The sequence below is a fragment of the Flavobacterium wongokense genome (genome assembly GCF_021608265.1).
GTDB lineage: Bacteria > Bacteroidota > Bacteroidia > Flavobacteriales > Flavobacteriaceae > Flavobacterium > Flavobacterium wongokense.
The window spans coordinates 27,912-42,041 of the sequence record NZ_JAKIHP010000009.1 but is presented as its reverse complement, the minus strand read 5'-3'; the positions used below and the strand labels follow the sequence as shown (position 1 = coordinate 42,041).

10 protein-coding genes are annotated in these 14,130 nt (G+C 38.5%); 7 read left to right on the top strand and 3 right to left on the bottom strand.

Annotated features, from left to right (window positions below):
* The 4 genes from L1S31_RS14410 to nhaA all read left to right on the top strand — a co-directional run.
* Nucleotides 1-1,882, top strand: a 1,882-nt coding sequence (locus tag L1S31_RS14410) for a T9SS type B sorting domain-containing protein (RefSeq protein WP_236465487.1), incomplete at its 5' end; no start/stop codon positions are given.
* Between the two features lie 55 nt (nucleotides 1,883-1,937).
* Nucleotides 1,938-2,849 carry a PorP/SprF family type IX secretion system membrane protein gene (locus tag L1S31_RS14405; protein WP_236465486.1) on the top strand — a complete coding sequence of 304 codons (912 nt, stop codon included), beginning with the start codon at nucleotides 1,938-1,940 and terminating at the stop codon, nucleotides 2,847-2,849.
* A gap of 13 nt (nucleotides 2,850-2,862) precedes the next feature.
* Nucleotides 2,863-4,815 carry an OmpA family protein gene (locus L1S31_RS14400; protein WP_236465485.1) on the top strand — a complete coding sequence of 651 codons (1,953 nt, stop codon included), beginning with the start codon at nucleotides 2,863-2,865 and terminating at the stop codon, nucleotides 4,813-4,815.
* Nucleotides 4,816-4,886: 71 nt separating this feature from the next.
* Complete coding sequence (gene nhaA, locus L1S31_RS14395) at nucleotides 4,887-6,032, top strand: Na+/H+ antiporter NhaA (RefSeq protein WP_236465488.1); 1,146 nt, start codon at nucleotides 4,887-4,889, stop codon at nucleotides 6,030-6,032.
* On the opposite strand, the gene corA is transcribed toward nhaA, so the two are convergent.
* Nucleotides 6,029-7,099, bottom strand: coding sequence for a magnesium/cobalt transporter CorA (gene corA / locus L1S31_RS14390; protein WP_236465484.1), 1,071 nt, complete (start codon nucleotides 7,097-7,099; stop codon nucleotides 6,029-6,031). The two genes, nhaA and corA, sit on opposite strands and share 4 nt — an antisense overlap.
* A gap of 71 nt (nucleotides 7,100-7,170) precedes the next feature.
* On the opposite strand from corA, the gene hutI reads away from it, so the two are divergent.
* Entirely contained in the window at nucleotides 7,171-8,409 is a 1,239-nt protein-coding gene (gene hutI, locus L1S31_RS14385) for an imidazolonepropionase (protein WP_236465483.1), read from the top strand.
* 63 nt (nucleotides 8,410-8,472) lie between these two features.
* Here the strand turns inward: hutI and L1S31_RS14380 are convergent, their stop codons facing one another.
* Nucleotides 8,473-9,357, bottom strand: coding sequence for a DUF8428 domain-containing protein (locus L1S31_RS14380; protein WP_236465482.1), 885 nt, complete (start codon nucleotides 9,355-9,357; stop codon nucleotides 8,473-8,475).
* Nucleotides 9,358-9,450: 93 nt separating this feature from the next.
* Between L1S31_RS14380 and L1S31_RS14375 the strand changes: the two genes are divergently transcribed.
* Nucleotides 9,451-10,488, top strand: coding sequence for a formimidoylglutamase (locus tag L1S31_RS14375; RefSeq protein ID WP_236465481.1), 1,038 nt, complete (start codon nucleotides 9,451-9,453; stop codon nucleotides 10,486-10,488).
* 142 nt (nucleotides 10,489-10,630) lie between these two features.
* Nucleotides 10,631-11,884: a DEAD/DEAH box helicase gene (locus tag L1S31_RS14370; protein ID WP_236465480.1), complete on the top strand. Its 1,254-nt coding sequence runs from the start codon at nucleotides 10,631-10,633 to the stop codon at nucleotides 11,882-11,884.
* Here the strand turns inward: L1S31_RS14370 and L1S31_RS14365 are convergent.
* Nucleotides 11,881-14,085, bottom strand: coding sequence for a response regulator (locus tag L1S31_RS14365; protein WP_236465478.1), 2,205 nt, complete (start codon nucleotides 14,083-14,085; stop codon nucleotides 11,881-11,883). The genes L1S31_RS14370 and L1S31_RS14365 overlap by 4 nt on opposite strands.
* Nucleotides 14,086-14,130 lie beyond the last annotated feature (45 nt).

Below are 14,130 nucleotides of genomic sequence, written 5' to 3'. Positions count from 1 at the left end.
GGCTACTCAGACACAAACGATCACTGTAACAGACAACATCGCTCCTACTTTCACTGCTCCTGCGAATATCGAAATATTCACTACTGCTGATTGTACTTATGATGCGTCAATTGCAATTACTGGTGATGTAACTAATGAGGCTGACAACTGTTCAACTGGTCTTCAGGCTACATTTGCTGACAGCGTTGCTGACGGTCAGTGTGCAGGTTCACATATCATTACTCGTACTTGGTCTCTTGTAGATGCTTGTGGTAACGCAGCTGCTACTCAGACTCAGACAATAACTGTAACGGATAACATCGCTCCTACATTCACTGCTCCTGCGAATATTGAAATATTCACTGCAGCTGATTGTACTTATGATGCTTCTGTAACTGCAACTGGTGATGTAACCAATGAAGCAGACAACTGTTCAACTGGTTTACAGGCTACATTTGCTGACAGCGTTGCTGACGGTCCATGTGCAGGTTCACATATCATTACACGTACTTGGTCTCTTGTAGATGCTTGTGGTAACGCAGCAGCTACTCAGACTCAGACAATTACTGTAACAGATAATCTTGCTCCTGTTGCTCCACCAGCTCCAGCTTCAATCTCTGCGACTTGTACAGGTGAAATTCCTGCTATGATTTCGCTAACAGCAATGGATAACTGTAGTGGTGCTATTACTGTAAATGGTGTTGATTCGACTGTTCAGGGAAGCTGCCCTAATTCATTCACAGTAACCAGAACTTGGACATTTACTGATGCATGTAACAATACATCTTCTGTATCACAAACAATTTCTGTTAATGATAATGTGCCTCCAACATTCACAATAGCTGCACCTGCCAATACTAGTGCATCATGTGATAACATCCCATCTCCTGCAGTTTTAACAGCTGCTGATAACTGTGGAACGGCAACAGTTAACATGACTGAAACTATTTTGGCTGGAATCTGTCCTTCTACTTATACAATAGTTAGAACATGGATTGCAACTGATGCTTGTGGAAATAATAGTGCTCCGGTATCACAATCAATTGCGGTATCTGATAGTACTCCACCACAAATCATTGTGCCAATTACTCCTAAGGTTCAGGTAGGTTGTGATGAAATTCCGGTTGCTCCAGTATTAGGTGCTGCTGACTTTACAGATAATTGTTCAACTGTTGGAACACCAATATTTACCGAAACACAAACACAACCTGATGTTACCGGTACTTATGTAATCACCAGAACATGGACTGTTGCTGATGCTTGTGGAAACACAACTACGATTACTCAAGTTATAGCGGTAAGCCGTGAAGTTGATGTTACTGAGATCAATATCCCTAAAGGTGATGAGATCTGTAATGACCAAAAAGAAATTACTTATGACCTGGCTATCTACTTACCAACAGGTACACCAACAGGTGGAACTTGGGTAAATGAAAGTAACGTTGGTACGTTAAGTGGTTCTTTATTCAGTCCGTTTGGAGTAACTGAAGGTAGTTATACATTCTCTTATTCTTATGAGACTGCAACTTGTCCACAAAAAATAAACATCCATTTAGATGTTATTAAATGTGGTATCGTTGACCCTTGTGCGGATCTCTTTGTGAACAATGCGTTCACTCCGAATGGTGACGGAATAAATGAGTATTTCAATATTGACAACATCGACAAAACAGAGTGTTATCCAACAAATACTGTAGAAATTTACAACCGTTGGGGAATTTTAGTGTATGAAACTAAAGATTATGACAACAATACCCGTAAATTTATCGGCGTATCTGAAGGAAGAGCAACTGTAAGCAAAACTGAAGAATTGCCGGCTGGAACCTATTTCTATATCATTCAGGCGACAACAATCGATGGACAGACTGTTAATAAAGACGGATATTTATACCTTACTAGATAAAAAACCCTACTAATTCCTGAGGGTTGCAAAACCCTCAGGATAAAAAATAGAAAATATGAGAACAAAAATTTTAATTTTCGCTTTGATGTTAACGTGTTACACTGGTTTTGCACAGCAGGACGCACAGTATACCCAATACATGTATAACACAATCAATGTCAATCCGGCTTATGCAGGATCGAGAGGAGTAATGAGTATTTTTGGATTGCACCGTACCCAATGGGTAGGATTAGATGGCGCTCCGGTTACCAATGCCTTCTCTTTACATACTCCTATTAACAATAGTAATTTAGGTATAGGGCTTTCTTTAGTAAATGACAGAATCGGGCCAACAAGTGATAATACACTTTCTGCCGATGTTTCATACACCGTCCCAGTGTCTGAAGATTATAAACTGTCTTTTGGTATAAAAGCATCCGGAAATATGTTTAACCTGGATACAGATAAATTAACACCGCAACAAGCTGCAGATCCAAGCCTTCAAAACTTTGACAACGAGATCTCTCCTAACTTTGGTGCCGGAGTATATTTACACTCAGACAAGTTTTATTTAGGTGTTTCTGTTCCAAACTTTTTACAGGACAAAAAATACAATGATAATGACATCGCTGTATTTGAAGAAAGAATGAATTTTTATGCTATCGCTGGTTATGTATTTGATATAACCCCATCGATTAAATTCAAACCTGCTGTCCTTACCAAAATGGTAACAGGTGCTCCTTTACAGGTTGATGCTTCAGCAAACGTCTTATTCTTTGATAAGTTAATGCTTGGTGCAGCTTACCGTTGGGATGCAGCAGTAAGCGGACTTGCAGGGTTTCAGGTAACTGATGGTTTATTCATCGGGTACAGTTATGATGTGGAAACTACTCATTTGAGAAGATATAATTCTGGTTCACATGAGGTATTCTTAAGATTTGAGTTGTTCAGCAAAGTAAATAAAATGGTATCACCTAGATTCTTCTAATAATAAGACAGTCATGAAAAATAAAATTATATACTTAGTACTAATAACGTTAACCTGTGTTAACAGTTATTCACAAAAAGTCAATAAAACAGAAGCAAAAGGTGATAAGGAATACGACAAACTTGCTTACATTGATGCTGTTAAAACTTACGAGCGTATTTATAACAAAGGTTATAAATCACCTGATATGCTGCTAAAAATAGGTAACGCCTACTATTTCAATGCCGAATTGGAAAAAGCAAACAAATGGTACGACGAACTTTATGCTGCAGCTCCAGACCAGGATGCGGAATTCTATTACCGTTTCGCCCAAACTTTAAGAGCCACCAAAGATTATAAAAGATCTGATGAGATGATGACTAAGTTTGGAGAAAAAAGCGGTAACGATGCCCGAGCTAAACTGTTCAATAAAAACAGAAATTATTTAGAGGAAATCAAAGAGAATTCCGGAAGGTACAAAATCGAGAATGCAGGTATCAACAGTACGCATTCTGATTACGGACCAGCTTTCATGGGCACAAAAGTAATTTTCTCTTCTGCGCGTGATACCGGTAATTTCTCAAAAAGAATCCATACATGGACTGGTGATTATTTTACCAACCTTTACAGTTCGGCAATGTCTGAAGACGGTGCTTTAGGAGCTGTAGATAAATTTGGCAAAAAGATCAATACCAAATACCACGAGGATACTCCTGCTTTTACAAAAGACGGAAAAACAGTTTACTTTACCAGAAACAACTACCTAGACGGAAGAGGTTTCGATTCCAATAAAGTAACACTTTTGAAAATCTATTCTGCAAAAGTTGATAAAGATGGAAATTGGTCGAACATAACTGCGCTTCCTTTCAATAGCGATAGTTACCAAACGGCTCACCCTGCTTTGTCTCCAGATGAGAAAACAATGTACTTTGCATCCAACATGGATGGAACCCGTGGACAATCTGATTTGTACCGTGTGAAAATCAATGATGACGGAAGCTTTGGTACTCCTGAAAATTTAGGAGATGCTATCAATACTCCGGGAAGGGAAACCTATCCGTTTGTAAATGACGATAACGAATTATACTTTGCTTCTGACGGTCAGCCTGGACTTGGTGGTTTGGATATCTTCATCACTAAACTTCCAAAAGACGGCAGCTTGGATTTCAAAAAAGTATTAAACGTTGGTGAAGAAGCAAATAGTCCAAAAGATGATTTCGCTTTGATTATCAATTCAAAAACCAAAAAAGGATTCTTAAGTTCTAACAGAGATGGCGGACAAGGAAGTGATGACATCTACAAATTTGTTGAAACAAGGCCAATCTGGTGTGAGCAAATTTTATTTGGTGTGGTTACCGATGCTCAAACCAAAGTAATTTTGCCTGGTGCCAAATTGATTTTGTTTGATGAAAAATTCAAACAACTTGCCGAAACAACCTCTGATCAGGATGGTAAATATGAATTCAAAGAAGGAATTGAATGTGGCAGCAAATACTATGTAAGAACTTCTCTAGAGGAATATACAACTAAAGAATCTGCAGTAATCATCAGCAAAAAAGATGGTAAAACTGAGCTTAACATCGAGCTTGAAAAATCTCAAAAACAAGTTAAGGTTGGAGATGACTTAGCGGATGTATTCGGAATCAACTTAATCTATTTCGACTTAGACAAATGGAATATCCGTCCGGATGCTGCTGTCGATTTAGCTAAAATCCTTGACGTATTGGAACAATATCCAACAATGAAAATTGATATCCGTTCGCATACTGACTGTCGTGCTTCTAACGCTTATAACGAAAAATTATCTGACCGAAGAGCAAAATCTACCAGAGACTGGTTGATCAAAAACGGAATTGCAGCTAACCGATTAACTGCAAAAGGATATGGTGAAACCCAATTGGTTAATAAATGTGCTGACGGCGTACAATGTACAGAAGCTGAGCACCAACTTAACAGAAGAAGTCAATTCATCATCACAGGCTTGTAAAAATCAAACCCTTATAATTCAAACCCCTGAAAAGCATCCAGAAATGGATGCTTTTTTTTATCTTTGGAACTATGGTGATTACAAAGCTTTTTAGGGATTTTTTAGATAGTGAAAAAGCTGGAGGGTTTATTCTCATTACCTGTACACTATTGTCTTTGCTTCTGGCAAACTCTGTGCTTGGTGAAAGTTATCAGCATCTTTGGCATCATCAATTAGGAAATCATACCTTGGAACATTGGATCAATGATGGTTTGATGACAATTTTCTTTTTACTGATTGGATTGGAATTGGAGCGCGAAATTTATGCAGGAGAATTATCCAATTTAAAAAGTGCCTTACTACCAATTTCTGCAGCCATCGGCGGAATGCTTATTCCGGCTGGTTTTTATTTATTATTGAATTACGGAACAACCACACAATCCGGAGCCGGAATTCCAATGGCGACAGATATTGCTTTTGCGCTTGGCATTTTATCGCTGTTAGGCAATCGCGTTCCTGTTTCACTGAAAGTTTTTCTAACCGCGTTGGCCGTTATAGACGATTTAGGCGCAATCCTGATCATTGCCTTTTTCTACACAAAAACTTTAGTCTGGAGTAATCTCTTCATTGCATTAGGCATTTTTGCATTCCTGCTTTTACTTAACAGGTTAAAAATCCGAAACCTGATTCCCTATCTTATTGGTGGAATAGCCATGTGGTATTTCATGCTCAATTCGGGAGTTCATGCAACCATTACCGGAGTCTTATTGGCATTTGCCATTCCGTTTGGAAATGGCGATGAGAAGTCATCTTCCTATATATTGCAACATTTTTTACATAAACCTGTTGCATTTATCATTCTGCCTATTTTTGCCTTGGCAAATACAGCTATTATCATAGGTTCGGATTGGCAGGAAAATCTATTTAATCCTTATACTTTAGGAATTGCATTGGGACTAGTCATCGGAAAACCGTTAGGAATTTGGTTGTTCAGTTTTGGTTCCGTCAAATTAAAAATTAGTACACTGCCCGAAGATTTAAATTGGAAATCCATTTTTGGTGTAAGCTTTTTGGGTGGAATAGGTTTCACAATGTCAATCTTTATAACACTCCTCGCCTTTTCTGATGATGACCATATTACAAATTCCAAAATAGTGATTTTGATTTCTTCACTTGTAGCCGGAATTATTGGATTGTTGCTTTTAAAATCAATTTTGAAAAAATCAAAAACCAATTAATACCACTTCTTCTTTTTGAAGTAAATCATCATTCCGATAAGCAATACAATCATGCATCCTAAAATGATGAAATAACCATATTTCCAGTGAAGTTCGGGCATGTTGTCAAAGTTCATTCCGTACACACCAACAATAAAGGTTAGCGGCATAAAGAAAACCGAAACCACAGTCAGGGTTTTCATTACCTCATTCATCTTATGGTTTTGCGACGAAAAGTAAAAATTGGATGCGCTGTCAAGCGTAATCAAATCGTATTCAATCTGTTCCAAAAGCTCCAGGCATTTTTGATGCAGACGCTCAAAAAAACTATAATTATCATGTTCAATCGCATTGAAAACATTATCGTCCTTCATGCTTTTGATGGAATACAAGGAATCACGCAGCGGAACAATGGAACGTTTCAGGAAGTTGTAGTTATCCCTATGCTTTTCTATCTGTTCCAAAATTTGAGGATTGGTGCTGGTTTTTGAAAGATTGATCAAATCCTCAACCTTGTCTTCTTCGGCTTCAATGGTAACATAGAAATTCTCCATCACCGCATCAAGCAAAAGATACAATAGATAATCTGCTTTTTTATCCCTGACAATTCCCGAATGCGTTCGGATGCGTTCCCGAATGTGGGCAAAGAAATCACTCCGCTTTTCTTGGAAGGAAACCAACATATTATGTTTTAAAAGAAAACTAATCTGCTCCACATTAATGGCATCGCTGTTTTCAATAGGGAGTAATGATTTGATGTTAAAGAAAAGAATGTCGTGATGTTCTTCCAGTTTGGTGCGCTTGGTCGTATTCATGATATCGCCAAGCATGAAATTGTCTACATGGAGGCAGTCGCCAATGGTTTTGATGATTTCAACATCATTCAAACCGTGAACATTCAGCCAGTTGATTTTAGAATCATCAAAATACTTTTCGCATTGGGAAACCTTGAAGTCATTGTATTCCGTCAGGTCATTGGTATCATACACAAACAACTGCATTTCAGTAATGGTGTCCTTATGCCTTCCGGTATATTCCAAAAGTGACGGCTGCACTTTTCTCCCCTTTTTGTATTTAATTTTTCTCACGAATCCTAAATTTGCCTAAATTTAATACTATTTCTTTTTTTAGAACTATTTTTACCAAAAATCATTAGTACATGCAGACGTTAATCATCAACATAAAAGAGTTATTGCAGGTTAGGGAAATTTCCATAGACAAGGTTTCCGGAAAGGAAATGGGAATCCTGCCTTCTGTCAAAAATGCTTTTTTACTGCTGGAAAATGATTTGATTGCCGATTTTGGACCGATGGAAAAATGCCCAAAAATCAATGCCGAAACAACCATTGACGCTTCTGGAAAAATTGTGCTTCCAAGCTGGTGTGACAGTCATACACACATTGTATACGCCGGAAACAGGGAACAGGAATTTGTGGACCGTATCAATGGCCTGACTTACGAGGAAATTGCCAATCGCGGTGGCGGAATCCTGAATTCGGCTAAAAAACTAAATGAAACATCCGAAGAAGAAATCTATAATCAATCCAAAAAAAGGCTCGAAGAAGTTATCCAGCAAGGAACCGGCGCTGTTGAAATCAAATCGGGTTACGGACTCACCGTGGAAGGCGAACTCAAAATGCTGCGTGTCATCAAAAAACTTGCAGCCAATTACCCAATTGCAATTAAGGCAACTTTCCTTGGTGCACACGCTTTCCCTTTGGCTTACAAAGAAAACCATTCGGGCTATATCGATTTGTTAATCAATGAAATGCTGCCAAAAATAGCCGAAGAAAAACTCGCTGATTACATTGACGCCTTTTTGGAAACCGGTTATTTTTCTGTGGAAGAAACCGAAAGAATCATGCAGGCCGGAAAACAATATGGGTTGCGTTCTAAAATACACGTCAATCAGTTTACTGCAATCAACGGAATTGCTGCCTGTGTAAAACACAATGCGCTTTCTGTAGACCATTTGGAAATTGTAACCGATGAAGACATTGAAGCCCTGAAAAACAACGAAACGATTGCCGTTGCTTTGCCAAGCTGTTCTTACTTTATCAGCATTCCGTATACTCCGGCAAGAAGAATGCTTGAAGCTGGTCTTCCTCTAGCCTTGGCTTCCGATTTCAATCCCGGGACTACGCCTTCGGGGAATATGAATTTTGTAGTAGCAACAGCCTGCATCAAAATGAAAATGACTCCCGAAGAAGCCATCAATGCAGCAACGATAAATGGCGCTTACGCTATGGGATTATCCAAAACCCATGGAAGCATTACCGTTGGCAAAAAAGCGAACCTCATCATTACAAAGCCACTGAATTCCTTTTACCAACTACCTTACCAGTTTGCAAGCAACCTGATTGAACAGGTAATCCTTAACGGAAACGTCATTGCATAAAAAACCCTTTGCTATTAAACAAAGGGTCTTTCAAACTAAATATTAACTTAAATAATTATGGTCTTATCTTAAAGTGAAACTACTTTTGGATACCAACTCATCTTTGTCAAATACATTGACAAAATAAGTTCCTTTGGCAAAGTCTTTTCCTTTTAGCTGTTCCTTTACATCAACCGTTTTGTTTTCATACTGAACCGTTGTTGTAAAACTGTAGGTTAATGAAGTGTCTCCGAAACTTACAGTTTCCTTATTTCCTAAAACATTGTTTTTAGCATCAATCACCTGAACATAATAGGTTTTGTCACCTGATTTGGCAATTTTGTTTTCTGCAATGGTAAAACTCACTTGCAGTAAATCGGTTCTGCTCGCTTTGTCTGTCATGATTTGTTTGCCCGAACTTCTCAATTTGTAAGTTCCGGTTTTCAAATTGGTTACTGTTAGTTTCTGCCCTTTTTCAACAGTTTTAGCCAACTCTTCATTTTGTCCAACTAAAACCTGATTGTATTTTTTAGAATCTTCCAAAACTACTTTGGTACTGTCTAAATTGGTTGTCAGCGTTTGGTTTTGGGTCTTCAAAACAGCTACTTCCTGCATTAGGTTCTGCATTTTCTGCTCTAATGCCTTGTATTGTGTTTTATATTTTTGCAAGGATGCATTATCTCCCTTTGCCGATTTTAATTCCTCCATTAGTTTCACTACTTTGTCTCTTTCTGCGATTAATTCGTCTGACATAGAAGTGTTTTCAGCAATTGCTGCGTCGTAGGTGGCTTTCAAATCGGACAAATCCTTAAGGACAGATTCTTTTTCGGATTTAACGGTCGTTACAGTGGTCTCCAATGTTTTTGCATCAGAAGTCAATTTAAAGATATAAATTAAACTACCTATTAATAAAACAGCTAGTATACCTATAATAGCTTTTAATTTTGAATGGTTATTCTGATTTTCCATGGGCATTTTTTTAAATTTTGATGTATAATTGTGTTTCTTTAGTAACGAAAATTAAGCATTTTTATTATATTTTTGAAGAAATTTTTTAAAAAAATGGATAAATTAATTCCTTTTTCAATTGCCGATTTGGCTAAAGTCACCAACCACAGAAGCGGTGAGGTGAAATTTGGCGAAAAAATGTTAACAGTTCCAAAAGGAGAAAACTGCCACGATTACCTAAAGACCTGTGAAGCTAAATATGCTTTATTCGGAATTCCGGAAGATGTGGGTGTGCGTGCCAATTTTGGACGTCCCGGTGCCGGATCAGCATGGGAAAGCGCCATAAAAAGCATTGCCAACATCCAGCATAACCGCTTTTGCAAAGGCAGTCAGATTTTGGTTTTGGGCAAATTGGATGTTTCTGAGGAAATGGAAGAAGCCAGGGATTTGGATTTCCATAATACGTTTGACCGAAAAAAATTAAGTTCGCTGGTTGAGAGAATTGATAAGGAAGTGGTGCATATTGTGAGTACCATCATCAAATGTGGTAAAATTCCAATCATCATTGGTGGTGGCCATAACAACGCCTACGGTAACATAAAAGGAACCGCACTCGGATTGGGGAAACCTATTAATGCGGTAAATTTTGATGCGCATTCCGACTTTAGGATTTTGGAAGGAAGGCACAGCGGCAATGGTTTTTCCTATGCTTACGAAGAAGGTTTTTTAAAGAAATATTTCATCTTTGGACTCCATGAAAATTATACTTCCAAAAATGTATTGGACAACCTAAAGAAAATTGAAGACCGTGTTACCTATAACACTTATGACGAGATTAAGGTCCGCAAGCAAAAGCACTTCCTGCAGGAAATGATTAAAGCTGCCGACTTTATAAAACTGGATCCTTATGGCATTGAAATAGATTTGGATGCAATACCCAATATTGCCAGCAGTGCCATGACGATGAGCGGTTTTTCGGTAGAGGAATTAAGGGAATTCGTTTACTTTTTCGGGAATCATAAAAATGCCGCCTATCTTCACATCTGCGAAGGTGCACCGGAGTTGGGCGAAGAAAAAAACAACCACCTCATCGGGAAACTGATTGGTTATCTGGTAACCGATTTTATTAAGTCAAGGAAGGAACTTATTTAAAATTATTTTGAATTTTGAATTCTAAATTTTGAATTAATGCTTTAGAAATCTATTCAAGAGGACAAATAATTTAAAATTCATAATTTAAAATTCATAATAGCCTATCTTTACAGCGGCTTACACTTAATCGTAAGCATTATTTATGTTATTCGAAGATTTATCATTATCCAATAGTATCCAAAGAGCGGTACACGAAGAAGGATACACCAGCCCAACTCCAATTCAGGAAAAAGCGATTCCGCATATTTTAGCCGGAAAGGATTTGGTGGGTTGCGCCCAGACAGGAACAGGAAAAACAGCAGCATTTGCAATTCCAATTATCCATAACCTACACCGCATTGTAGGTTCATCCAAAAAAACAAAACAAATCCGTTGCCTCGTTGTGACACCAACCCGTGAACTTGCCGTTCAGATTGGCGAAAGCTTTGACACCTACGGAAAGTATACCAACCTAAGGCAGCTTACCATTTTTGGTGGCGTTTCGCAGGTTCCTCAGGTGGATCAATTAAAAAAAGGCGTTGACATCCTGATTGCGACTCCTGGACGATTGCTCGACCTGCACAAACAAGGTTTTGTAGATTTTGACCATCTGCACTTTTTAGTGCTTGATGAATCCGATTTGATGCTCGATATGGGCTTTATCAATGATGTTCGTAAGATTGTAAAATTGGTTCCAACCAACAGGCAGACGTTATTGTTTTCGGCTACGATGCCAATGGCCATACGCGAACTGGCAGATACATTCCTAAACAAGCCGGAATATGTTTCGGTTACACCGGTTTCATCCACAGCCGAAATCATCGAGCAGCAAATTTATTTTGTCGACAAAACGGACAAACGTGGTTTGTTATATCATTTAATCCGCAACGAAAACCTCAGCAATGTCTTGGTCTTTGTCAGAACCAAACACGGTGCGGACAATGTGGTCAAGGCATTGAAGAAACACGGGGTAAATGCCGAAGCAATCCATGGCGACAAATCACAAACCGCAAGGCAAAGGGTTTTAGACCATTTCAAGAACAAGGAAATTTCTGTTCTGGTTGCCACCGATATTGCTGCGCGTGGCATTGACATTGAAAGCTTACCGTATGTAATCAATTTTGATTTACCCAATATCCCCGAGACTTATGTTCACCGTATTGGCCGTACAGGACGTGCAGGAAATGGCGGAATCTCGATTTCTTTCTGCAGCAAGGACGAAGAACCGTATTGGAAAGATATTATGAAACTGATAAAGGTAAATGTGAAAACCATTAAGGACCATCCGTTTCCATGGAAGGATGAAGAACCGAATCCGGATGCAAAACCTGATTTAAGAAATAAAAAGAAACCCGAAGGAAAGAACAATTCCAGAAAATCGGAAGCTTCTAAAAAGAACAAAAAACGCTGGTATTAACCAGCGTTTTCGTTTTGTTTTATTTGGTTGGATATTACCTGGAACAGCTTTGACGGTTCAAAAGGCTTGACCATGATGTCATTCATACCTACCGAAATGGCTTCTTCGGTAACTTCCTCCTTGTCAAAAGCCGTCAGCGCAATCACCGGAATGGTAATCCCTTTTTCCCTGATTTTCCTTGTAGTCTCAAAACCGTTGATTAACGGCATGTTGATATCCATTAGTATCAAATCAAAAGATTCGCGCTCCAAAGCCACCAATGCTGCATAACCGTCATCAACAATGGTACAGCTCATATTACTGCTCTGGATTATTTTTTTGGTAACCACCTGATTGATTTTATTGTCTTCGACCACCAATATATTATACAAATGGCTGGTGGATAAATCTACTTCAATGTTATTGATGATTTCTATTGATTTTGCTTCATCAAATTCAAATCCGATAATAAAGGAAAAGGTCGTGCCTACGTTTTCTTCGCTCTCCAAATGGATTTCACTATCAAACAATTCGACCAAACGTGCCACGATTGACAAGCCCAAACCAGTGCCTTGATAATCTTCTTCCTTGCGCTCTATCTGGACAAACTTATCAAAAATCTTTTCCTGGTGTTCTTTGGCAATCCCTATTCCGGTATCCTTGACCTTGAACTCTATATAATTCATTTTGTTCTCGACTCTCTTCAAATCGGCGGAAATGGTTACTTCGCCATTTTTGGTAAACTTCAGTGCATTGCTCACCAGGTTCATGATGATTTGCGACAGGCGCAGTTTATCACCAATCAGGAATTCGGGTATGGCAGTGTCAATTTCAATGGTGAATTTGTCATTGTTCTTATCGGCGATGTATTCCACCGAGTTTTTAATCAGCGTAATCTCATCGGTAAGATTGAAGATCAGGTTTTCCAAAACGATGCGCTTCTCCTCTATTTTGTTGATTTGAAGGATATCATTTACCAATGCCAATAAGTATTTGGCCGAGAACTTCAGGGATTTTAAATGCGGGCTGTTGCCCAACTCCTTATGCTCGTCCATGATGATGTTGGTAATCCCAACCACACCATACAAAGGCGTTCTCAATTCGTGCGTTATCGTAGAGACAAACTGTGATTTGAGCTGTGAAGCCTCTTCTGCTTTTTCTTTTGCAATAACCAATTCCTCATTGGCTTTTTTGAGTTCGGCGTTGGCCTGTTCCCTTAACTTGATGCTTTTGTACAAGGTCAATAAGAACAATAATAATATAATCAGGATGACGATAAACAGGATTACAATCAGCTTGGATTCCTTCAGGCTTTTTTGATGGCTGCTGTTTGCCTGCTCTACCCGTTCCAATTGCATTTTGTATTCGTCGAGCTCAATCTGTATTGCGGCTTTCTGAATGTTGTTGAGTTTTTCCTCAGAATACAATACTTTGCTGAGCGAATCTAATTTAACTTTATATAGCTGTGCTTTTTCAGGTTCGTTATAATATTTGTAATGCCGTGTGAGGTTTTCGTAAATGCTGATTAGGTACGAATTAAAATGATTTTCCTCTGCAATTTTCTGTGCTTTGGCATAATATGCTTCCGCTTCGGCTTTTTTATTGTGGTTTGTAGTGTAAATCCCAAGCAGTGAATTCATCCTCATCTTGGTTTCCTCATTGCCGTGCTTCAGAATATTATCCTTGATTTCGTTTAGGTACATCGTCCCTTCGTCAAACTTATCGATAGCAAAATAAGCACTGACAATGTTCATTTTGGTATAATTGATTTCGGTAGTATCCTTAATCTTTACCGCATAATACAATGCTTTTTTATAATAATTAATCCCTTTGGGAACATCAAGCTGGTTGTAGTAATAAACGCTGCCGAGGTTTCCATAAATCCAGTTGTAGAGCTTATCCTTATTGGCTTTTTTTGCGTAGGAAAGCGCTTTTTCATAAAAGCCTATTGCCTTTTTGGAATCGGAGCACTCGTTGTAGATAACCCCTATCGTATTGTAGGACTGCGCTATATAGGAATCGTCATTAATAGCAAAGGAGTTAATCAGAGCCTGTTTTGAAGATTCCAATGCCTTGTCAAATTGGGCATCGTTAAATTCGGCAACGGTCTGATTAAGCAATCTTTCTATTTCGGCTTTTTCCGCTTTATACTCTTGTGCAAGAGCATTGGTAAAACAAAAAAGGAACGCTATAAGTAAACCAAATAATTTAGTTTTGGTCATCGCATACGAGGTTAGTGCTCCAAATATAAACTATTTGCCGAATAA

Excerpts from the sequence above, each read along its gene's own strand:
- L1S31_RS14405 (WP_236465486.1), top strand. The coding sequence starts at position 1,938 with ATGAGAACAAAAATTTTAATTTTCGCTTTGATGTTAACGTGTTACACT.
- L1S31_RS14400 (WP_236465485.1), top strand. The coding sequence starts at position 2,863 with ATGAAAAATAAAATTATATACTTAGTACTAATAACGTTAACCTGTGTT.
- nhaA (WP_236465488.1), top strand. The coding sequence starts at position 4,887 with ATGGTGATTACAAAGCTTTTTAGGGATTTTTTAGATAGTGAAAAAGCT.
- hutI (WP_236465483.1), top strand. The coding sequence starts at position 7,171 with ATGCAGACGTTAATCATCAACATAAAAGAGTTATTGCAGGTTAGGGAA.
- L1S31_RS14380 (WP_236465482.1), bottom strand. The coding sequence starts at position 9,357 with ATGGAAAATCAGAATAACCATTCAAAATTAAAAGCTATTATAGGTATA.
- L1S31_RS14375 (WP_236465481.1), top strand. The coding sequence starts at position 9,451 with ATGGATAAATTAATTCCTTTTTCAATTGCCGATTTGGCTAAAGTCACC.
- L1S31_RS14370 (WP_236465480.1), top strand. The coding sequence starts at position 10,631 with ATGTTATTCGAAGATTTATCATTATCCAATAGTATCCAAAGAGCGGTA.
- L1S31_RS14365 (WP_236465478.1), bottom strand. The coding sequence starts at position 14,085 with ATGACCAAAACTAAATTATTTGGTTTACTTATAGCGTTCCTTTTTTGT.